Here is a 20,351-nt window from a genome sequence, read left to right on the forward strand (position 1 = left end):
CTACTCAGCTCTTCAGAAAGAAATGATGCAATGAAAAATCAAATTGAATCTTGGCATTCCGCCCTTGGCTTGCCACACGGCCCAAGAAACAGATACATGTGTTTTTGCCAGCAGCTTTAACACTGCAATATTAATGCGAGTGACCTGTCTATGGATGAACATCACCAGAAACTGTGTCATTTAACGGAATAAACAGGCAAATCAAACGATTTCAGGCTCCGGGAAAACAAAGGAAACAGCGAATTCTTGAAAAATAACTTAAATTTCAACATTTCCACAAGAAATCATTGTATATAAATCAATAATTTAACATTAATTCACACCAACAAGTTGCGCAAGTCTTTTGCTCAGCCAAAAATTTTTAAAACTGGTTTATGATGCATTGCAACAGTCCGCAACAGTTTGATTAAGTGTTTTTTCTAAGCTTGTTTCGCCCTGTCTCATTTGGCCATGACTATCCCGTTTTTGACCAGGTGAATGCGTGGCCCCCTATTTGAAAGATTCACTATGCTTTATCAATTTCATGAGCTCAATCGCGCCTTTTTGAATCCCCTGACTCAATGGGCAGAAGCATCTTCAAAACTGTTCACCAATCCAGTTTCACCCCTGGCGCACACGCCATATTCGCAACGCATTGCTGCAGGCTATGAACTGCTGTTCCGCCTGGGCAAAGATTACGAAAAACCGGAATTCGGCATTACTGCGACCACCATAGACAAGCAAGAAGTAGAAATCGCACAAAGCACGGCTGTCATCAAGCCCTTCTGCAAATTGTTGCATTTCAAAAAAGTCTTGAGTGACAAGGAACTGGCAAAACTGAACCAGCCCAAGGTTTTGCTGGTTGCCCCCCTGTCTGGTCACCATGCAACCTTGCTGCGCGATACCGTGCGCGGTTTGTTGCCCAAGCATGATGTGTATATCACCGACTGGACAGATGCCCGCATGGTGCCCTTGTCTGCTGGTCCCTTCCATCTGCACGACTACATTTATTACATCCAGGATTTCATCCATTTCCTGGGGGCAGGCACACATGTGATTTCCGTGTGTCAGCCAACTGTGCCGGTACTGGCAGCGATTTCCCTGATGGCGACGGCCAAAGATCCTCTGCTGCCCAAGACCATGACACTCATGGGTGGCCCTATAGATCCACGCAAATCGCCAACACAAGTCAACAACCTGGCGACGGAAAAGAAATTCTCCTGGTTTGAAAACACGGTGATCTACAGCGTACCTGCGAATTATCCAGGCTATGGCCGCAAGGTCTATCCAGGCTTCTTGCAGCACACCGGCTTTGTTGCCATGAACCCTGACCGCCATGCGCAAAGCCACTGGGACTTTTACCAGCACCTGATACAGGGTGATGATGAGTCCGCAGAACAGCATCGCAAGTTCTATGATGAATACAATGCGGTACTGGACATGCCGGCTGAGTACTACCTCGAAACCATCAAGTCCGTGTTCCAGGAATTCCGCCTTCCAACCGGCACCTGGGAAGTTGAAGGCAAACTGGTCAGGCCGCAAGATATCAAAAATGTAGCCCTGTTCACGGTAGAAGGTGAACTCGATGACATCTCTGGCCCTGGCCAGACCCAGGCTGCACATGACCTGTGCAGCGGCATCCCTGCCAATATGAAGCAGGATTATGTGGCACCGGGTGCGGGCCATTATGGCATTTTCTCTGGCCGTCGCTGGCGCGATATCATTTGCCCGAAAATCGGCGAGTTCATCAAGCAACACTCCTGATCAATACAGATCAAATCAGTGCAAACAAAAGCCACGACGCCCAAGGCCTCGTGGCTTTTTTGTTTGTGGCTGTTGATGTTTAGGGGGATAATCACGGCTCTCCATTGTCTTTTATGATCACCGTGTCACAATCTCTAGCAGATCAGCTTGAAAACGCCTTGCCGCAAACCCAGTGCACCAAGTGCGGCTACCCCGCTTGCCGCCCCTATGCTGAAGCCATGGCCAATGGCGCAGCCAGCTACAATCAATGCCCACCAGGTGGTCAGGAAGGTGTAGTGCGGCTTGCCAGCATACTCGGCAAACCGGTTATTCCACTGGATATCAGTCACGGACTTGAACGCGAAAGACCGGTGGCCAAGATAGAAGAAGCCTATTGCATAGGCTGCACCCTGTGCATACAAGCCTGCCCGGTCGATGCCATTATCGGCGCCCCGAAGCAAATGCACAGCATCATCAGCGAACTGTGCACCGGCTGTGACCTCTGCGTTGCCCCCTGCCCTGTCGATTGCATTAGCATGTTGCCCGTCACAACAGGACACACTGGCTGGGACGCCTGGAGCCAGAGTCAAGCAGACAAATCACGCCAACTCTATGCTTTGCGCAATCAGCGTCTGATACGCGAAAAACAGGAGAACGATGAGCGCCTTGCAGCCAAGGCGGCGGCCAAACTCGTCGCACTCGAAGCAGAGCCAGCACTCAGCGCAGAAGAAATCGCCAGCAAAGAGCGCAAGAAAGCCATCATTGCGGCCGCCATAGAAAGAGCGCGCATCAAAAAACTGCAAACACAAGAAGACTCAGCAAAAGGTGACAAGCAATGAATGCAGCAAAACGTCAGGCCATTTTTGAACGCTTGCGACAACAAAATCCACATCCGACTACAGAACTCGAATACACCACGCCATTCGAATTACTGATAGCAGTGCTGCTATCGGCACAGGCCACGGATGTGTCTGTCAATAAAGCCACCCGCCTGCTTTATCCAATAGCAAACACACCCAAGAAAATCCATGCCCTGGGTGTTGATGGTCTGATCCCCTACATACAAACCATTGGTCTGTTCCGCACCAAGGCAAAAAATGTGATCGAAACTTGCCGCATCCTCATGGCTGAACATGGTGGTGAAGTACCACGCCAGCGCGAAGCACTGGAAGCATTACCCGGCGTAGGCAGAAAAACTGCCAATGTCGTCATGAATACGGCCTTTGGTGAACCCACTATCGCGGTGGATACGCATATCTTCCGGGTATCGAACCGCACCGGTATTGCACCTGGCAAGAATGTTGATATCGTAGAACAGAAGCTAATGAAATTCGTACCCGCAGAATTCAAGCAAGATGCGCATCACTGGCTGATATTGCATGGCCGTTACACCTGCATAGCCAGAAAACCCAAGTGCTGGAACTGCATGATTGCAGACTTGTGTGAATTCAAGCAAAAAACGCCCTTGCCGGATTCAGTTTAAAAAACACACCCACAAAAACAAAAGCCTGCAGTTGCAGGCTTTTGTTTTTTTACAGAGCATCAAGAGATTCAGACTATCTTGCACGCCTCGTCAAAACTCAGGCGCGGGGAACGTGGAAACAACTGCTGCGCATCACCATAACCGAGATTGCAGATAAAATTGACTTTAACCGTAGTACCTGCAAAAAAGGCGGCATTGAGCTTGTCAGCATCAAAACCCGACATAGGACCGCAATCCAGGCCCACAGCGCGTGCGGCGAGCATGAAGTAAGCCCCTTGCAGCGATGAGTTACGGAAAGCCGTTGCATCGATGTTAGCCTGGTTACCAACGAACCATGAACGGGCATCTGCATGCGGGAATAATTGCGGCAGTTTTTCAAAAAACTCCATGTCCGTGCCTATGATGGCCGTCACTGGTGCCGCTTTGGTTTTTTCAAAATTACCCTGGGAAACACAGCCCAGTAATTTTTGTTTTTCAGCATCCGACCTGACAAATACGATACGAGCTGGCGAACAATTGGCAGAAGTGGAACCCCACTTCATCAGATCATATATTTCTTGCAATTGCGCATCGGTCACCGGCTTGTCCAGCCAGGCATTATGAGTACGTGCATTGGTAAACAGGGTGTCGAGAGCTTCTTTGGATAACATGGGCGTCCTTTCAAATAATCGGAGGATAATAACCCAAGTCGCCAAAAGCTTCAGCGCAGTAAAATAAAATACCTTTTACAATAGGCGCACTTTTTCATTTGGACCAGCCATGTTCACCCCTAGCCAGCACGACGTACGCCGTTTTTTTTGTGAAACCTTCAGAAAAACCCGCGAAAACCTGATACTGACACCAATAGAAATCATTGCCTCTGACTGGATCAGGCAGCATCCCGAGTACGACAATGAGCTTGCAGATATAGAACAAGCCCTTGAAGCCAATTACAGCGTGGATCAGGGCCAGACCAATCCATTTCTGCACTTGTCCATGCATTTATCGATAGCCGAGCAAATCTCGGTTGATCAGCCACCTGGCATTAAACAGGCGTTTCAGATCCTGACCAGAAAACATCAGTCTGAACATGAAGCACACCATGAAATCATGGAGTGCCTGGGGGAAATGATATGGAATTCACAAAGGACAGGCTTGCCACCAGATGGCCAGGCGTACATAGAATCACTGAAGATGCGTTGCAGTTAAGCTGTTTACCTACTGTACGCAAATACATTTACGGTTAATCGAGCGCACACCCTAAGCCGCCCACCGCGCCGCTCATAGGCATTTTAGATTCTGTCGGCACAAAGCAAAAAAGCGAGGCTCAGCCTCGCTTTTTTTACGTAACCAACGATTATTTCAGTTGATCGTTCAAGAGTTGCAGGATCTTGTCTGCCACTGGTGAAGATTCAACCTTGCCATCGCTGCCATGTACGGATACCTGGCTGGTTTCACCAGTCGTCGTGTTCTTGACCAGGATGCGGTATTTCTGTGCATTCTTGGCAGCATCGCTGGATGAACCAAACGAGAACAGACGGGAGAAGAAGCCTTCGCTGGCACCTTTGGTCTTGGCATCGATGTCCTGATCAACATAACGGACAAAGTACAAGCCCTGGGAGCGGTCACGGTCTTCCACTGTGAAACCTATGCGGTCCAGCGCCAGACCTACCCTGCGCCATGAGCGGTCAAATGCCTCATCCACTTCAACAAAAGTTTTGCCATCGACTTTCAGCAATTGCGAATGCGGCTTGCCTGTTGCAGCAGGTGATGCCACAGCAGTTTTGGCTTTTTCACCATCAGAACCCAGACGTACCATCAGGCGTGACAGGAACTCGGCTTCGAGGCCGGGATCAGCAGCACGAGGTGTCCATACCGTACCATCTTTTTGCGCGCCAACCAGCACCTCTTGTGCACCACGATGGCTGATATAAATCTCTACTTCACCATTGGCACTACGCTCAATGCGGGTACGGAATTTATCACGTTCACCCGTGGAGTACAGGGAATCAAGCACCTTGCCCAAGGTATTACGAATAATGTCCTGAGGGATTTTGGCACGGTTCTCTGCCCAATCGGTTTCCATGACGCCTGCTTCCTGGTTTTCGACATTGATCAGGAAGCCCAATTCTTGCCAAAAGTCTTTCAATTGTGGCCACAGGGCTTCAGGAGTGTCTTTAACAACCAGCCAGCGGGCATTCCCATTGCGTTCTATACGCATGTTCTGCACTTGCTTGACCGCAACTACGCCAGAGTTAGTGGCGACTTTGTTTCCTTTTTCCAGGTTATAGCTGGATGCTGTAGCACTGCTTTTGTTTGCTTCAGGAATGGAAAAACGACTATCGCGTCGAATTTGCGTCAAATCTGGTGGCACCTCCAGGGATGCAGTCGTTGCCTTACTGGCACTTCTATAGTCGATCTTGTTAGGTTCGAGGATATTGCCGATCGAACTACAGCCAGTCAAACCTGCCAGCGCCAGCGCGCCTATGATGCCGTTTTTAGCAACAAAGCTTTTTGCCATGTGAAAGTCCCTACGTATTAGTATCGAGTATCAATTAAAACTGCGTGAAGCAAACGTGCAAGTTTCCAAGCCGTTCAGGGGGAGTCATTGTAATACACCCGCCTCACGCATTGCTGCGCGAACGGTTTCATGATATTGCTCAGCCATCGTTACCAAAGGCAAACGAATACCAGTTGGTATCAAACCCATTTCTACCATCGCCCATTTGACAGGCAAAGGATTGGGTTCAATAAACAATTTATTATGCAAAGGAATCATGCGGTTATTGATGGCAACGGCTTCCTTCACGTCGCCACGCATGGCTGCCGCGCACAATTCATGCATGGCTTTGGGAGCAACGTTGGCAGTCACCGAGATATTACCCTTGCCACCGTACAACATCAGCGCTACTGCCGTAGCATCATCACCTGAATATACAGCGAAAGTAGCTGGTGCCAGACGTATCAGGTCTGTACCTCTGGCGATATTACCTGTTGCATCCTTGACACCGATAATGCCAGGTACTTGTGCCAGACGCAGTATAGTCTCATTCGACATGTCTGCGACAGTACGGCCAGGTACGTTGTACAAGATAATAGGAATATCAACAGATTCAGCAATCTTTTTGAAATGCTGGTACATGCCTTCCTGGGTAGGACGGTTGTAATAAGGCACAACTTGCAAAGAAGCATCAGCGCCAGCCTGTTTGGCGAATTTGGTGAGGTTGATTGCTTCTTCTGTTGAGTTACCGCCAGAACCGGCAATGATAGGGATGCGCTTGTTCGCATGCTCAACCGCCACACGTATCAATTCACAATGTTCCTCGACAGAAACAGTGGGAGACTCGCCTGTCGTACCAACGATGACGATGCCGTCTGTGCCTTCGGCAATATGCCAGTCTATCAATTTGCGCAAACAAGGCAAATCAAGACTGCCATCTGCATGCATGGGGGTTACGATCGCAACCAGACTACCCTGAATCTTTGTCATGTTAATGCAAGAAAAAAGTAAAACCCTGATTGTAGCGGATACGCTGCTAAACGGGGCGCAAATAGCTGGAATAAGCCTCTAAACTTGTGAGCATTTGCTTCAAAGCTTATCCAAAACACTGATTTTTCCAGCTTTCCTGGCACAAATACGCTGCACGATGGCTGGCTTAGGCTGCTCGACATAGCCTTCTTCGTAAGCGATGATAGACATAGTCACTGAGGGATTAGACTGCATTTGCGTCAGAAGTTCGCCTGGACGTAACAAAAATGCAGGATTAGAGGGTTTACCAAAATTCTCATTACCGGCAGCAAAGGTTTCATAAATCAGCAAACCACCGGGCTTGAGGCTGGCAAGCAAATGCGGGAACAAGGGGCGATGCAGATAATTGCAGACGACAATAGCGGCAAAACTCTGTTCGGCAAAAGGCCAGTCATAGCCACCCTCGCCGGCCTCAAGATCATGCGCTTTAGTCGCTACACCTGCGGCTTGCATGCCAGCAAGGCTTGCAACATCCCTGTCCAAAGCCAACAAAGGTAACCCAAGGCCGTGCAGATAGAAACTGTTTCTCCCAGTACCACAGGCCAAATCAAGTATTTGCCCGGTATCTGCATTAAGCAAATGAAGGTAGCGTTGCAACCAGCTTGAAGGCAGGCTCAAAAGAAGAACTCCAGAGTGCAAAATGCCAGCATCAACCCGCTCCCAATAAAAGGCTAAAGGGATACATGAATAGGGATAACAAGAAGTTACCTGCCAGCATAACTGGCGTCATCCAGAAATTAAGCACATTCATCATCGCAAGACCGATGACGATGAAGAAGCCATATGGTTCAATCTGCGCAAATTTATATGCCAGATTATGCGGCAGCAAACTAAAAAGTATGCGACCACCATCCAACGGGGGGATGGGGAACAGATTGAAGGCAAACATCATCAGATTAACGATCAAACCTGCATTGGCCATACTCATAAAAAATTTAGCCATACTCAGGAAAAACTCTTCCTGCACCTGTATCTTTTGTATCAATGCGGCAAGCAACACCCATGCAAATGCCATGATTAGATTTGCCATAGGCCCGGCCAGAGCAACCCAGGCCATATCACGCTTAGGTTTTTTCAAATTGGAATAATTAACTGGCACCGGCTTGGCGTAACCAAATAACAATCCGGTCCCCGTAGAAATATAAATCACAGTCAGAACAACAGGAATCAGAATGGTGCCAACTGGGTCTATATGCACCATGGGATTCAAGCTTACCCTGCCCTGGCTATAGGCTGTCAAATCACCAAGGTATTTGGCGACATAGGCATGAGCCGCTTCATGCAAGGTAATCGCAAAAATAACAGGTAGCGCATAAATGCAGATTGTTTGGATTATCAGGTCCATTGAGTATTTCTATTTAAGTCTGTCGTTGAAAAGGAAATTGCCCCCTGCCATCACAATCCGAACAAAGCAGCATCACCACGCCCCTGTCGCACCAGCTCCGGCATATCACCAGTCATGTCTATCACGGTAGTCGGCACCAGGCTACATGCTCCTCCATCGATAACCAGATCGACCAGTTTCTCCAGCCTGTCTCTGACCTGCTCAGGATCAGTCAAAGGCTCTTCTTCATCAGGCAAGATCAGTGTGGTCCCCAGCAAGGGTTGCTTCAACTCTTCCAGCAAGGCATGGGTAATAGTATTTTCTGGCACGCGCAAACCTATGGTTTTGCGTGAGGGGTGACTCAGGCGACGCGGCACTTCCTTGGTCGCTTCAAGAATGAAGGTATAAGGTCCTGGAGTGGCAGCCTTCAACATGCGGTACTGACGGTTATCCACCTTGGCATATTGCGCAATTTCAGACAAATCACGGCACAGCAGGGTCAGATGATGTTTTTCATCGACCCCACGTATTTTGCGCAGGCGCATGACGGCATCTTTGTCATCCAGATGGCAAACCAGGGCATAGCAAGAATCCGTAGGCAAGGCGACGATACCACCGCCATCGATAATTTGCACTGCCTGCTTGATCAATCTCAGTTGCGGATTGTCGGGATGAATTTGAAAAAATTGGCTCATAAAAAGAATAAAGGCGGTAGCTCAGCTACCGCCACACATTATTTATTGAAAATTAACGCATGTTCTGTAATGCGGCAATACGTTGCTCTAATGGCGGATGGGAGGAGAATAAAGCGCTCCAGCCAGGTGCATCACTAATGCCCGATGCAGCCATAGACTTTGGTAACTCGCCCGGCTGTAAACCACCAAGTCTTGCCAGCGCATGCATCATGGGCTGACGGTTACCCAGCAACTGCGCCGAACCGGCATCTGCACGGAATTCACGTTGACGCGAAAACCAGTTAACGATCATGGATGCAACGATACCAAATAGTATCTCACATACAAATACCGTGATCATATAACCTATGCCGGGCCTGTCATCATCACTATTGCGAAATACCGCCTTATCCACTGCGTAGCCCACCACCCGTGCCAGGAATACCACGAAAGTATTCACCACACCCTGTATCAGCGCCATGGTCACCATATCACCATTGGCAATATGCGCCACTTCATGACCGAGTACAGCTTCTACCTCTTCCCGTGTCATGCCTTCCAGCAAACCGGTGGAAACAGCAACCAGTGCAGAGTTCTTGAAAGCACCGGTGGCAAAGGCATTGGCTTCGCCATTATATATCGCCACCTCAGGCATACCGATGCCCGCCTTTTCAGACAGGGCCTTGACAGTATTGACCAGCCAGAGCTCGGTTGATGTAGATGGAGACTCAATGACCCTGGCACCCGTTGACCATTTCGCCATGGGCTTGCTGATCAACAACGAGAATATGGCTCCGGTAAAACCGACAACCAGGGAAAATGCCAGCAGGGTCGATAATTGCAGGCCATTTGCCGTCAAAAAACGGTTCACGCCCAACACGGACAGTACGACAGACATGACGGCAATCACCGCCAGATTTGTCAGCAAGAACAAGACTATGCGTTTCATGAACACCTCCCTAAGGAACACACGATTCATGCTCTGTTAAATATGGCTTAAGCGCGCGTTTTCAAGGCAGCGTCTTCAAGCCAGAGACCATTGCTCCCACACAGGCCTGGCCATTTTTGGCAAAGGGAGCAAACGCCCTATATCGACCTCGGCATCCTGGGGAGAATGAAAATCAGAACCACGTGAGGACAAGAAACCATAATGAGCGGCAATCCTGGTGTACTCATCATACTGATCCAGCGTATGGCTACCGGTCACGGTTTCTATTGCCAGGCCACCAAGATTCTTGAATTCAGTAAAAAAGGCATCGTAAGCAAGCGGACTAAGATCATAGCGCCCCGGGTGCGCCACCACGGCCACACCACCGGCACCACGTATCCAGCCCACTGCCTCTGCCAGTGTCGCCCAGCGATGCGGTACAAAACCTGGCTTGCCATCTGCCAGATAATGCCTGAATACATCGGACACCGTGGCGCAGGCACCAATCTCCACAAGGTAACGGGCAAAATGCGAACGCGAAATCAGATCAGGGTTGCCGACATATTTGAGCGCACCTTCATAGCTATTGGCTATACCTGCCTTGCTCAGCAGCTCTGCCGCCATGTCACGTGCACGACGCTCACGGCCTGAGCGTGTTTGCGCCAGGCCATTGACCAGGCCAGGATTGGTTTCATCGATATTGAGGCCAACAATGTGGATAGTCTTGCCAGCCCAGGTAATCGAGATTTCCACCCCGGGAATATATCCCATACCCAGGTCCAGGGCGGCAGCACGCGCCTCAGGGATGCCACGCACCTCATCATGATCAGTCAGCGCCCAGACATCCACCCCATTTAACTTGGCGCGCTCCGCCAGTTGCGACGGCGTCAATACACCATCAGAGACGACGGAGTGACTATGTAAATCGGCATTTAATTCTGGAGATAACATGATGAGTACGGTGGAAAATCAGGCTGGCGGTGTTGATCTTTTCCAGACTGCCTGTTTTAGCCAGGAATTGCTTGTGCGTGCATCTATACATCGTGCACCTCTACACCGCCCTACTGAAGTATTGTACTCTCCAAGACAGGATCGTGCTGCACTGCACGATCCTTTGCCTTTATAGCATGACTTACAGCTTCATCTCTACACGCAATGTCCAGGTGGTATAGGTCTTGGATGTGTTGTAGTCAATACGATCTAGCGTGTCCGAGTTCACTATACTGCCACTCTGATAATCATTGGCCCGCAGATTATTGGCGGACAGGCGCACTTGCAAGTTTGGATTGAATTTCCACAAACCGTACAGGTCTACTTGACGTTTGATACCAGTCTGGTTGATCTGGACGTTGCTGCTTTGTATTTCGTAGGCTGGCGTCCAGTTGATATTTCCACCAACAGTCAGCGGAATACCTGCAGGACGATAATCAAGACCAAAATTGGCAGTTTGTGTAGGTTGCTGGTCAAGGCGATTATTAGGCCCTTTGATATCATCTACAGTAGACCAGAAATGGCTATAGTTGCTGCGCACATCAATAGCCGGGCCATCAGGGAAGAATTCCTGCAACTGGAATTTAGCTTCCAATTCTATGCCCTTGGTCGTTGCGTGACCGATATTCACAGGTTTGGAAATTTGGCGCGTCTTGTACAAACCATCTACCAAATCCAAAACCTGAACCGGATCTGTGCTTCTGCGTATCAGATTATTGATATCGCGAACAAAAAAGTTAGCACTGATAATACCTGCGCGCGTCAAATAATGTTCAAAAGCGAGATCAATACCTTTGGATAACTCCGGCTTCAAGAATGGATTGCCGGTACGGTCAGGGCGATAAAAGCTGTTTTGATTGGAAATGCTAGTCACAGCGATCAAATCATTCAGTGCTGGAGCACGGTAGCTTTGAGTCAGGCTGGCTCTGATCTGATCCTTGCCAGCACCAGGAATACGCCAGACACCATGCAAGACCGGGCTCCAGACACTACTGGTATTTTCTATCGCATTACCACCCACCGTGCTGCTGGTCCTGATGCCTTCCCAGCGCAAACCTGCGTAAGCAGAGAATTGTGGATTGATATCAAATTCGTCCTGTGCAAAAACAGCCAGGCGACGAGTATTGGCATCCAGGTTGTCACCGGATTCGGCAAACTGCGGCTTACCATTATCGATAGAAATACGGGTCTGGCTGCGCTTGCCCATTTCCAGATCCCAACCTGCCGCCAGTGTATGTCCTTCGCCATAAGGCATGGTGAACTTACCGCCAGTATTGATACTGCTGTCTTTGGTATTGTTGACATCACTGATCACGTCTATCTGCTTGCCATCCTTATCAAACTGGTAGCGCAAGGAATTGCTATCCATCTTGCCCAGGCCACCACCAAATTTGATATTCAGTTTGGAGTTCCCTTCAAACTTATGCTGCCAGTTACCAAAACCGCGCAAGAATGTTGTTTCTGCATGCGAAGCTGAGGTTGCCAGCGCAAATGGTTCAGTAGTGATGGAGGGATCCTGAGTGCGCAGAGTCGCATTAACGTCACTTCGATTATTAGAGTCACTACGTGAATTCATCAAAAATGGTTGCACCATCAAGGTATCGCCATTTTCAAATTTGTAGTTGAAGCGCGGCGTCAAATGTATGCCTGTCGTTTTCCTGTTAGTCTGATCGTATTGATTCTGTATCAAAGTATCATTACCAGCGGGATTTTTTTCGTTGGTAAAAGTACTGCCATCATCATGCTGACGATTCTGAAAAACAGAACCACTCAAGGCATACGACAAACTACCCATTTCGCCGGGCACTGTCAGCGACACATTCGGTGCCAGCCTGCCCTGTTCATAGCCCATGGATAATTTCAAATCGATATCTTTTTGCTTGTACTCTTCCCGCAACACAATATTGATGGTGCCAGCAATCGCCTGGGTGCTGTATTCAGCCACGGTACCGCGGATGATTTCTATGCGTTCTACCTGGTCAGGTGTCAGGCTGTCCATGGAGAAGCCGCGTGGCGCACGTTCACCATTGAGCAGTATCTGGGTATAACCATTGCCCATGCCACGCATGCGTATGTCACCGCCACGACCTGGCCTGCCACCGACGGTGACACCGGGCAGGCGTTTCAACACCTCACCGAGATTGCTGTCGCCATTTCTATCGAGTTCTTCACGGCCAAAGATAATCTTGGCGGCGGTCGATTGACGGCGCTCTGCCTGGTCAGTACGACCTCCACTGATGGTGACTTTTTGTATATTGTCCTTGCTGGCTGCTTCAGTTTTTTTGTCACCTGTCCTGGCCTTGGCCTTCGCATCCTGAGAATTTTCTTCAGTGCTTTTTACGGTTTCTGGTGGAGTAGTTTGCGCATAAGCAAACGTGGTCACTGAGAAAACACTGGCAACCGCCAGTGTCAGGGTACGCAATCTAAATTTTGGATACATAGGCTTCAAACAAGAAAATACAAAACTGCATGAGCACAGGCAAACCTGTACTCTCATGCCAAGATTGTATTTTTAAGCAAGCTTGAATACCAGCAAACACCGGTTCATATTTGTATAGAATTGAAACAGTGGGCTGGTGATGGTTACTTTGTGATACCAGACAAAACCTGAGGCTTTCAAGTCTTACGGAAGCGCCATAGGGCAATGGTGCCAAAAACTGCGGCAAAAGCCAGTTGCACGCCGACTGCTGGCAAAGCAGCATCCAGACCCAGGCCACGCCAGGTCATGGCATCGAGACCATCGACAGCCCAGCGTGTAGGCACGATCAGGGTCAGGCTTTGCAACCATTGCGGAAACATGAAAGACGGCATCCAGGCACCGCTGAGCATGACCATGATCAGAGTTGCAAACACCGATATGCCACGCGCCGCCTCAGGGGTTTTGCCAAAAGCAGCAATCAAAACCAAAGCTGGCTGTCATCAGGGAAAAAGAAATCACCACACCTATAAAGCCGGGCAGACTTCCCGCTATATGCACATTGAATACGAAGACGGCCACCAGGAAAATAAAACACATAAGGCCACAGGCAATCAAGGCACATGACAAGGCCCTGGCGATCAGCACCGTGTTCAAGCCAACTGGCGCGGCCAGCAAGCGGTTCCACAAACCCAGCCGCCTCGCCAGCAGTATACCTATGCCCGCATCTATCGCCATGAATAAAATAAACTGCACACTCATGCCTGCAAATGAATGAGCATAACCATTATATTTATTGGTGACTGGGTCACCTGCGGTCATAGCCTGATCCTTGGTAACAAAGGGCATGCTCAAGCCAGTATTTGCGGCCTTTGCTGATTTTGCTGCACCTGTTGATTTTGCAGCAGAAGCGCTAGCTGAATCAGCAGTTGCAGCAGTATCTGCGACTTCAGTTTTTTGCTGGCTAAGCTGGAATTTTTTCAGACTGCCAAGGAAGTCATGCAGCTCACCTTTATTTTTATTGGCATCATCCATCTTCTCCAGCTCTTGCAGGCTCTGGTCTATGTACTTGGTGCCTGACTTGCCACCAAACATTTCAGCACTGACACTTTGCATGACTTGCTGCGTCAGCATGCCCTTGACCATGGCCAGCACTGCAGTTTGCGAAGGGTCGTAAAAAATAAGCAGCTCCGGCTTTTCCCTGCCACCAAACAAGGCCCCGCCAGCCTGGTCACCAAATTTCTCAGGTATCAGGACTGCCATATTGAGCTTGCCTTTCAGTACCAGAGCCTTGGCTTCTTCCAGGGGCAATTCTTTAACCGACAGAGTGGTCTCTTCCTTCAAACCCTTCACTATTTTCTGGCTGATCACATGATCATCCTGACTGATCACGGCGATCTCTATCTTGGCCGCATCTTTAGCCTCTCTGCCACCAGTGACAAATCCAAAGAATGCGCCCAACAGGATAGGCATCACCAGATTAAGCAATAGAGCGCGACGGTCCGCCAGGAACAGTATCAGGTCTTTTCGTATCAGTGCGATCAGGGCAGTCATTATGGTTCCTCAGTATTTCGCATTCTTATTGGAGGGATTTCAGGCGCAAATTCAGAGAAAATCAGTCGCGCAAGCTACGCCCTGTCAGTGTCAGGAATACCGCTTCAAGATTGGTTTTTGCGGTCGCAAAATGATTGGTTTGATACCCGGCTTTTGCCAGCCAGCCAAGCAGACCTAAAGCGATCTCATGCTCAGTCAAAGTCACATCCAGATGCTTGCCCTGGTCTGACATATGCACACTATCTACACCTGGCAAGACACTCATGGCAGCAACATCTGCCTCAGTGATCTGCGTATTCAAATCTAATTGCAACGCTGCCTTGGCAGGCAAACGACGGTATAAATCTGCCGGGGTTTCATTGGCGATGACTTTGCCATGATCAATAATGACGATATGGTCAGCCAGGCGCTCAACCTCTTCCATGTAATGACTGGTATAGATAAGCGTGCGGCCTTGTGCCTTGAGTACATCCAGGCTGTCAAAAATCGCATTGCGGCTTTGCGGGTCGACACCTACAGTCGGCTCATCCAGTATCAATAATTCTGGATCATGTAAGAGTGCTGCGGCAATATTCAGGCGACGCTTCATACCACCTGAAAACGTCGAGGGTTTATCGCCTGCCCTGTCTGCCAGATTGACCAGTTCCAGCACAGCATCGCAGCTCTGTTGCAGCTTGCTGCCAGACAGGCCATACAAGGCACCAAACAATTTGAGATTTTCTCTTGCCGGCAATTCGTCATACAGCGCCAGGTCTTGCGGCACCAGCCCTATCTTGAATTTAACCGCATTATTGCCGCCCCCCATGGTCTGCCCATCCAGCAACACCTTGCCCTGTTCAGGCTGCAGCAAGCCACAAATCATGCTGACCGTGGTTGACTTGCCCGCTCCGTTTGGCCCTAGCAAACCCAGGGTTTGCCCGCGTTCAATAGTAAATGAAACATCATCAACGACCTTGCGTGCGCCATATGATTTAGTCAAGTTCTGTACATCCAGCAGCGTGCTAGCCATGGGATTTGCCTTAATGGAGAACAATTGAACACAATTTAAAGAACCATTGTCAGCAATGGTAATTCAAACAATGCTTTTACAGCAAACAAGAATCCTGACTATGCGCGAGTTTGCAACAGATGGGGCAATACCAGGGGTAAAGACATAAAAAAAACCTGCTTATTTGAAGTAAGCAGGTTTTCAGGTTCAGCCTGCCGTTTTCAGGCATGCTTTGATCTTCATGATCAGTCGGCGCGATCTGCCAGATTCAGGTTCAATTGCGAACGCAGCAAGTCTTCAGTATCTGGGCGCGGGCTATTACGCGCTGTTTCCAGCTTGTCGAGATAACCAGACGTCACATCACCCGTGATGTAAAAACCATCAAAGCAGGATGCTTCTATGTTTTTCAACAGCGGATTAACATCGGAAATCGAGCGCTTCATTGCCGCCACATCCTGATACACCAGCGCATCGGCAGTGATTTCACGACAGACTTCTTCTTCACTACGGCCATAGGCGATCAATTCACTGCGGGTAGGCATATCGATACCGTAAACGTTAGGGAATTGCACCGGTGGCGCAGCAGAGGCAAAAATCACACGCCTTGCACCAGATTCGCGTGCCATTTGCACGATTTCACGGCTGGTCGTGCCACGCACGATGGAATCATCAACCAGCAAGACACTCTTGCCCTTGAATTCAGAACCGATGGCATTCAACTTTTGGCGTACAGACTTACGACGCACTGCCTGGCCCGGCATCATGAACGTGCGGCCTATGTAGCGGTTCTTGATAAAGCCTTCGCGATAATCAAGGTTCAATTTTTGCGCCAATTCCATTGCAGATGGGCGGGAAGAATCAGGGATAGGCATGACAACATCAATTTCACCATCGCGGAATTGATTGCGCACTTTGTCGGCCAGGTATTCACCCATTTTCAGGCGGGTCAGATACACCGACGCGCCATCGATGATGGAATCAGGACGGGCCAGATACACATATTCAAATGCACATGGGTTCAAGCTAGGATTATCTGCACATTGCTGAGTGTGTAACTTGCCATCCATATCAACGAACAAGGCTTCACCCGGTTCTACGTCACGCAGGAACTTGAAGCCCAGGCCTTCGAGCGCAACTGATTCGCTGGCGATCATGTATTCAGTGCCGTTTTCGGTCTGTGAAACACCGACACACAAAGGACGGATACCAAAAGGGTCACGGAAAGCCAGCAAGCCATAGCCAGAGATTTGCGCAACGACGGCATACGAACCACGTACACGCCTGTGCAGCATGGCAACTGCGCGGAACAGGCCTTCAGGATCAAGTGAATAGCCGCTGGTGACTTCCTGTATCTGATGCGCCAGGATATTGAGCAAGACTTCAGAGTCAGAATCGGTATTCAAATGACGGCGGTCATTCTTGAACAGCTCTATCTTCAGCTCCACTGCATTGGTCAGGTTGCCGTTATGCGCCAGCACGATACCAAATGGTGCATTGACATAAAACGGTTGCGCTTCTTCTTCACTGGTGGAACCGGCGGTTGGATAACGTACCTGCCCGATACCTACATTACCAGGCAAAGAACGCATATTGCGTGTACGGAAAACGTCACGCACCAGACCATTCGCTTTATGCATGGCGAATTTATTGCCATGGTTTGTTGCGATACCAGCTGCGTCCTGACCGCGGTGCTGCAACAATAGCAGCGCGTCATAAATCAGTTGATTGACAGGATTATTTGAGAATACGCCTACGATGCCACACATGGTGGACTCCTAAAAAAAACAATTAAAACTTTACATGCTCCGAAACCGAGGCCGGCAGCAACGGAATCACCGTGCGCGCTGCGGTTTCTGCAAGAGGGCTAAGCCACGCATGGGTCCAGAACGGCTGTTGCGGTATGGATGTCATACCGCACACCAACACGGCTGCCAACACCAGTATGCAACCACGCGCCAGACCAAACAGACCACCCAGGCCCCGGTCTGCCAATGTCAGGCCGCTGGCCTTGATCATGGCATCCACCGCCATCATGATCAGCGCCATCAACAGGCGCACACCGATAAACAGGGCAATAAAGGCAACGATCAAGCGCAACATCTGGCCAGGCACCATGGATGGCAACCAGGTCGCCAATACATCACTATAGGCATTGGCAACCACAAATGCGACCACCCAGCTAACCAGCGACAAAATTTCTTTAATTAAACCGCGCAGCGTACTGATCACGATGGAACAAACCAGGATCAGCAGCACGAGATAATCAAACAATGTCACGCCAGATATTCCTTACTCATTAGTTAGGTGGCAGGCTGGCACTCAGGCCCAGCTTGCTTAATTTGGCGCGCATTTTATCTGCCTCTTCTTTGGAAGCAAAGGGGCCTACCCTGATCCTTGTCACTTCACCATTCGTGGTGATGATCTTTTGCGTATATGAACGTATATTCGCCGCATTCAGCTTGGCTTGCACTTCATCCACTTTGGATTGTGTAGAAAACGCGCCCGCCTGCACCGTGTAAGATGATTTTTCTGCAGGTTTGTCTGCGGCTTCCGGCTTGCTGACTACCGGCTTGGTAGCTGGCGGAGTTTTACCTTCGAGTATGGCCAGCGCACGGGCGGCTTCATCATCGGCACTACCAGGTTTGGCAACAACTGGTTTTACATCAGCTTTTTCAGTTTTTTCAGGCTTAGCAGGCTTGGCTTCAGCTTTAGGTTCATTTTTTGCCGCAGCCACATCCTTCTCCACCGCTTTGGCTGGAGCTGGAACTGGCTTTACCTCAACTTTTGGTTCAGGTTTGCTTTCTGCTTTTACTACAGGTTTGGTTTCTGTCTTAGTTTCAGGTTTTGCTTCTGTCTTTACCTCAGGCTTGACTGGCTTGGCCGTTGCTGGCGCAGTCTGGGCCAGCGTAGTACCGCCCGCAGTAGTCATGGACTTGACCTGTCTGTCGGCACCATCAGTGGCAGCGACTTTGTTTTTTGGCGTCGCTGGTACTTCTATGATTTCTTCAGGCGGCTCATCTGGCAGCTGTTTTTTGGATTTTGGTGCAACAGCGTCGGCAGTGATATCCGGCGTCTTGTCCTTGGAGGGAATGCGGACATTGATGTCATCAGGCAAAGGCTTGGGATCAGAATCCAGGATCATGGGCAAGCCTATGATGGCAGCAAGTGCCAGAGCAACGGCGCCTATCAAACGGCGTCTGGCACGTTTTTTCTCCGGCAATATGGGGTCATCGACCTTGGAGCGCCTTCTGGGCTCGGCCTTTTTTGTCCTGGAACGAGTTTCGATACTCTCTTCTTCAGCGCGGGAACGGAATTCGCCACTATCCTGAGTATCGGAAGTTTCTTGCTTCTGTGTAAAACGCGAGAGCAAACCCATGTGCAAATTTCTGGTTGGTTAGCCAACTGGTCTATCAACACAATCGTCAACAAACCAGTCCGCAAAAAACATCAATGGAGAGAAGAACGACGGGCGCGCATCACACCTGCAACCGTCAAAAACGATCCAAAGACCACTATTCTATCATTTTCGCCTGCCTTGCTGATGGCCTCTGCATATGCCAGCTCTGGCGACTCGAAACCAGTGACGGTTTTTTCAGTATCTGCCAGCACGCCAGCGGCGACCAATTTGTCTTTCAGTACCTCAACTGGGGCCGCGCGCGGCAAAGGCAAGGCCGTGACGCACCAGTGATCGACTTTTTCTTTCAATTGAGCAATCACGCCATCAATGTCCTTATCGAGCATGGAACCAAATACCGCGTAGGTATAGGCATGAAAACCCATATTGTCGAGATTTTGTGCCAGCGTAGCGGCGGCGTGCGGATTATGCGCTACATCCAGCACCACGGTAGGGCGACCTGGCATGACCTGGAAGCGACCCGGCAAATCCACCATCACCAGACCAGTACGCACTTCTTGCGCGCCGACTGGCAGTTCAAGCTTCAGTGCTTCCAGCGCGGCCAGCACGGCAGACGCATTCAAGAGCTGGTTGGCACCGCGCAAACTGGGATAGCCAAGGGAATTACGGCGCTGGCTGCGGCCCGCAAAATTCCATTGCTGCTTATCACCGTTATAGTTGAAATCGCGGCCAAACAGCCACAAGTCAGCACCTATGGCATTGGCATGGTCTATCAGGGACTGTGGTGGCAAAGGGTCACCACAAATCGCTGCCTTGCCCGGGCGGAAGATACCGGCTTTTTCAAAGCCTATCTTTTCGCGGGTATCACCAAGGTAGTCAATATGGTCGATATCAATGCTGGTAACAACGGAGACATCGGCATCAATGACATTCACCGCATCCAGGCGACCTCCGAGACCAACTTCGAGGATCACCACATCAAGCTTGGCATCAGCCAGCAATTTGCAAATTGCCAACGTAGTAAATTCAAAGTAGGTCAGCGAAATATCGCCACGAGCCTCTTCAACCGCATTGAAAGTAGAGATAAAGACATCGTCCTTGACCATCTCGCCATTGATGCGGGCACGCTCATTGAAGTCAAGAAAATGTGGCTTGCTGTAAAGGCCAACACGGTAACCGGCCTGCATCAGCACCGCTTCGAGCATGGCACAGGTAGAACCTTTGCCATTGGTGCCAGCGACCATGATGACAGGGCAATCATAGTGGATCGCCAGTTTGTTCTTGACCGCAGCAACGCGGTCCAGGCCCATGTCGATTTCTTTGGAATGGCGGGTTTCAAGTACGGCCAGCCAGTCAGCCAGGGTGGCAGGTAAATTTGTCATAAGATAAAAAAAGCCCGAACAAAATGC

21 protein-coding genes are annotated in these 20,351 nt (G+C 49.7%); 5 read left to right on the top strand and 16 right to left on the bottom strand.

Translation table 11 applies throughout. The features are described 5' to 3' along the window. Nucleotides 1-507: 507 nt before the first annotated feature. From UNDYM_RS14515 to nth, 3 genes are all read left to right on the top strand, one after another. Nucleotides 508-1,743, top strand: coding sequence for a polyhydroxyalkanoate depolymerase (locus UNDYM_RS14515; RefSeq protein ID WP_162041675.1), 1,236 nt, complete (start codon nucleotides 508-510; stop codon nucleotides 1,741-1,743). A 113-nt stretch (nucleotides 1,744-1,856) separates the two neighbouring features. Next, nucleotides 1,857-2,561, top strand: a complete 705-nt coding sequence (gene rsxB, locus UNDYM_RS14520; protein ID WP_162041676.1) for an electron transport complex subunit RsxB — start codon at nucleotides 1,857-1,859, stop codon at nucleotides 2,559-2,561. Next, entirely contained in the window at nucleotides 2,558-3,205 is a 648-nt protein-coding gene (gene nth / locus UNDYM_RS14525; RefSeq protein ID WP_162041677.1) for an endonuclease III, read from the top strand. The genes rsxB and nth overlap by 4 nt, the downstream gene beginning before the upstream one ends. Before the next feature lie 68 nt (nucleotides 3,206-3,273). Here the strand turns inward: nth and UNDYM_RS14530 are convergent, their stop codons facing one another. After that, nucleotides 3,274-3,855 (bottom strand): malonic semialdehyde reductase, encoded by a 582-nt coding sequence (locus UNDYM_RS14530; protein WP_162041678.1) that lies wholly within the window; start codon nucleotides 3,853-3,855, stop codon nucleotides 3,274-3,276. A 109-nt stretch (nucleotides 3,856-3,964) separates the two neighbouring features. Here UNDYM_RS14530 and UNDYM_RS14535 point away from each other — a divergent pair, with 109 nt between their 5' ends. Beyond that, nucleotides 3,965-4,393: a DUF1841 family protein gene (locus tag UNDYM_RS14535; RefSeq protein WP_162041679.1), complete on the top strand. Its 429-nt coding sequence runs from the start codon at nucleotides 3,965-3,967 to the stop codon at nucleotides 4,391-4,393. 148 nt (nucleotides 4,394-4,541) lie between these two features. On the opposite strand, the gene bamC is transcribed toward UNDYM_RS14535, so the two are convergent. From bamC to UNDYM_RS14570, 7 genes are all read right to left on the bottom strand, one after another. Further along, nucleotides 4,542-5,705: an outer membrane protein assembly factor BamC gene (gene bamC / locus UNDYM_RS14540; RefSeq protein WP_162041680.1), complete on the bottom strand. Its 1,164-nt coding sequence runs from the start codon at nucleotides 5,703-5,705 to the stop codon at nucleotides 4,542-4,544. An 84-nt stretch (nucleotides 5,706-5,789) separates the two neighbouring features. After that, complete coding sequence (gene dapA, locus UNDYM_RS14545) at nucleotides 5,790-6,674, bottom strand: 4-hydroxy-tetrahydrodipicolinate synthase (protein ID WP_162041681.1); 885 nt, start codon at nucleotides 6,672-6,674, stop codon at nucleotides 5,790-5,792. A gap of 99 nt (nucleotides 6,675-6,773) precedes the next feature. Continuing rightward, complete coding sequence (locus UNDYM_RS14550; protein WP_232064073.1) at nucleotides 6,774-7,331, bottom strand: bifunctional 2-polyprenyl-6-hydroxyphenol methylase/3-demethylubiquinol 3-O-methyltransferase UbiG; 558 nt, start codon at nucleotides 7,329-7,331, stop codon at nucleotides 6,774-6,776. A 31-nt stretch (nucleotides 7,332-7,362) separates the two neighbouring features. Then, a complete protein-coding gene (locus UNDYM_RS14555; RefSeq protein ID WP_162041682.1) occupies nucleotides 7,363-8,058 on the bottom strand; it encodes a site-2 protease family protein in 696 nt (231 codons plus the stop codon). Nucleotides 8,059-8,108: 50 nt separating this feature from the next. Further along, on the bottom strand, nucleotides 8,109-8,732 hold the full coding sequence (locus tag UNDYM_RS14560; RefSeq protein ID WP_162041683.1) for an L-threonylcarbamoyladenylate synthase: 624 nt from the start codon (nucleotides 8,730-8,732) through the stop codon (nucleotides 8,109-8,111). 52 nt (nucleotides 8,733-8,784) lie between these two features. Beyond that, complete coding sequence (htpX, locus tag UNDYM_RS14565) at nucleotides 8,785-9,660, bottom strand: protease HtpX (protein ID WP_162041684.1); 876 nt, start codon at nucleotides 9,658-9,660, stop codon at nucleotides 8,785-8,787. Between the two features lie 75 nt (nucleotides 9,661-9,735). Then, complete coding sequence (locus UNDYM_RS14570; protein ID WP_162041685.1) at nucleotides 9,736-10,590, bottom strand: 3',5'-nucleoside bisphosphate phosphatase; 855 nt, start codon at nucleotides 10,588-10,590, stop codon at nucleotides 9,736-9,738. Between the two features lies 1 nt (nucleotide 10,591). On the opposite strand from UNDYM_RS14570, the gene UNDYM_RS14575 reads away from it, so the two are divergent. Beyond that, complete coding sequence (locus UNDYM_RS14575; RefSeq protein ID WP_162041686.1) at nucleotides 10,592-10,765, top strand: hypothetical protein; 174 nt, start codon at nucleotides 10,592-10,594, stop codon at nucleotides 10,763-10,765. 6 nt (nucleotides 10,766-10,771) lie between these two features. Here UNDYM_RS14575 and UNDYM_RS14580 read toward each other — a convergent pair whose 3' ends face one another. From UNDYM_RS14580 to folC, 8 genes are all read right to left on the bottom strand, one after another. Further along, nucleotides 10,772-13,069, bottom strand: coding sequence for a TonB-dependent siderophore receptor (locus UNDYM_RS14580; protein WP_162041687.1), 2,298 nt, complete (start codon nucleotides 13,067-13,069; stop codon nucleotides 10,772-10,774). A gap of 176 nt (nucleotides 13,070-13,245) precedes the next feature. Next, nucleotides 13,246-13,536: an ABC transporter permease gene (locus tag UNDYM_RS30710; protein ID WP_232064074.1), complete on the bottom strand. Its 291-nt coding sequence runs from the start codon at nucleotides 13,534-13,536 to the stop codon at nucleotides 13,246-13,248. Beyond that, nucleotides 13,502-14,599 carry an ABC transporter permease gene (locus tag UNDYM_RS14585; RefSeq protein ID WP_232064075.1) on the bottom strand — a complete coding sequence of 366 codons (1,098 nt, stop codon included), beginning with the start codon at nucleotides 14,597-14,599 and terminating at the stop codon, nucleotides 13,502-13,504. Before UNDYM_RS14585 ends, UNDYM_RS30710 begins: the two co-directional genes overlap by 35 nt. A 61-nt stretch (nucleotides 14,600-14,660) precedes the next feature. Continuing rightward, on the bottom strand, nucleotides 14,661-15,608 hold the full coding sequence (locus UNDYM_RS14590; protein ID WP_162041688.1) for an ABC transporter ATP-binding protein: 948 nt from the start codon (nucleotides 15,606-15,608) through the stop codon (nucleotides 14,661-14,663). A gap of 224 nt (nucleotides 15,609-15,832) precedes the next feature. Then, nucleotides 15,833-17,353, bottom strand: coding sequence for an amidophosphoribosyltransferase (purF, locus tag UNDYM_RS14595; RefSeq protein WP_162041689.1), 1,521 nt, complete (start codon nucleotides 17,351-17,353; stop codon nucleotides 15,833-15,835). A gap of 22 nt (nucleotides 17,354-17,375) precedes the next feature. Continuing rightward, on the bottom strand, nucleotides 17,376-17,864 hold the full coding sequence (locus tag UNDYM_RS14600; RefSeq protein ID WP_162041690.1) for a CvpA family protein: 489 nt from the start codon (nucleotides 17,862-17,864) through the stop codon (nucleotides 17,376-17,378). A 19-nt stretch (nucleotides 17,865-17,883) separates the two neighbouring features. Then, nucleotides 17,884-18,963: an SPOR domain-containing protein gene (locus UNDYM_RS14605; RefSeq protein ID WP_162041691.1), complete on the bottom strand. Its 1,080-nt coding sequence runs from the start codon at nucleotides 18,961-18,963 to the stop codon at nucleotides 17,884-17,886. A 71-nt stretch (nucleotides 18,964-19,034) separates the two neighbouring features. Continuing rightward, nucleotides 19,035-20,324 (bottom strand): bifunctional tetrahydrofolate synthase/dihydrofolate synthase, encoded by a 1,290-nt coding sequence (gene folC / locus UNDYM_RS14610; protein WP_162041692.1) that lies wholly within the window; start codon nucleotides 20,322-20,324, stop codon nucleotides 19,035-19,037. Nucleotides 20,325-20,351: the final 27 nt, after the last annotated feature.

The sequence above is a fragment of the Undibacterium sp. YM2 genome (assembly GCF_009937975.1).
Lineage (GTDB): Bacteria > Pseudomonadota > Gammaproteobacteria > Burkholderiales > Burkholderiaceae_D > Undibacterium.

Excerpts from the sequence above, each read along its gene's own strand:
- UNDYM_RS14515 (WP_162041675.1), top strand. The coding sequence starts at position 508 with ATGCTTTATCAATTTCATGAGCTCAATCGCGCCTTTTTGAATCCCCTG.
- rsxB (WP_162041676.1), top strand. The coding sequence starts at position 1,857 with ATGATCACCGTGTCACAATCTCTAGCAGATCAGCTTGAAAACGCCTTG.
- nth (WP_162041677.1), top strand. The coding sequence starts at position 2,558 with ATGAATGCAGCAAAACGTCAGGCCATTTTTGAACGCTTGCGACAACAA.
- UNDYM_RS14530 (WP_162041678.1), bottom strand. The coding sequence starts at position 3,855 with ATGTTATCCAAAGAAGCTCTCGACACCCTGTTTACCAATGCACGTACT.
- UNDYM_RS14535 (WP_162041679.1), top strand. The coding sequence starts at position 3,965 with ATGTTCACCCCTAGCCAGCACGACGTACGCCGTTTTTTTTGTGAAACC.
- bamC (WP_162041680.1), bottom strand. The coding sequence starts at position 5,705 with ATGGCAAAAAGCTTTGTTGCTAAAAACGGCATCATAGGCGCGCTGGCG.
- dapA (WP_162041681.1), bottom strand. The coding sequence starts at position 6,674 with ATGACAAAGATTCAGGGTAGTCTGGTTGCGATCGTAACCCCCATGCAT.
- UNDYM_RS14555 (WP_162041682.1), bottom strand. The coding sequence starts at position 8,058 with ATGGACCTGATAATCCAAACAATCTGCATTTATGCGCTACCTGTTATT.
- UNDYM_RS14560 (WP_162041683.1), bottom strand. The coding sequence starts at position 8,732 with ATGAGCCAATTTTTTCAAATTCATCCCGACAATCCGCAACTGAGATTG.
- htpX (WP_162041684.1), bottom strand. The coding sequence starts at position 9,660 with ATGAAACGCATAGTCTTGTTCTTGCTGACAAATCTGGCGGTGATTGCC.
- UNDYM_RS14570 (WP_162041685.1), bottom strand. The coding sequence starts at position 10,590 with ATGTTATCTCCAGAATTAAATGCCGATTTACATAGTCACTCCGTCGTC.
- UNDYM_RS14575 (WP_162041686.1), top strand. The coding sequence starts at position 10,592 with ATGAGTACGGTGGAAAATCAGGCTGGCGGTGTTGATCTTTTCCAGACT.
- UNDYM_RS14580 (WP_162041687.1), bottom strand. The coding sequence starts at position 13,069 with ATGTATCCAAAATTTAGATTGCGTACCCTGACACTGGCGGTTGCCAGT.
- UNDYM_RS14585 (WP_232064075.1), bottom strand. The coding sequence starts at position 14,599 with ATGACTGCCCTGATCGCACTGATACGAAAAGACCTGATACTGTTCCTG.
- UNDYM_RS14590 (WP_162041688.1), bottom strand. The coding sequence starts at position 15,608 with ATGGCTAGCACGCTGCTGGATGTACAGAACTTGACTAAATCATATGGC.
- purF (WP_162041689.1), bottom strand. The coding sequence starts at position 17,353 with ATGTGTGGCATCGTAGGCGTATTCTCAAATAATCCTGTCAATCAACTG.
- UNDYM_RS14605 (WP_162041691.1), bottom strand. The coding sequence starts at position 18,963 with ATGGGTTTGCTCTCGCGTTTTACACAGAAGCAAGAAACTTCCGATACT.
- folC (WP_162041692.1), bottom strand. The coding sequence starts at position 20,324 with ATGACAAATTTACCTGCCACCCTGGCTGACTGGCTGGCCGTACTTGAA.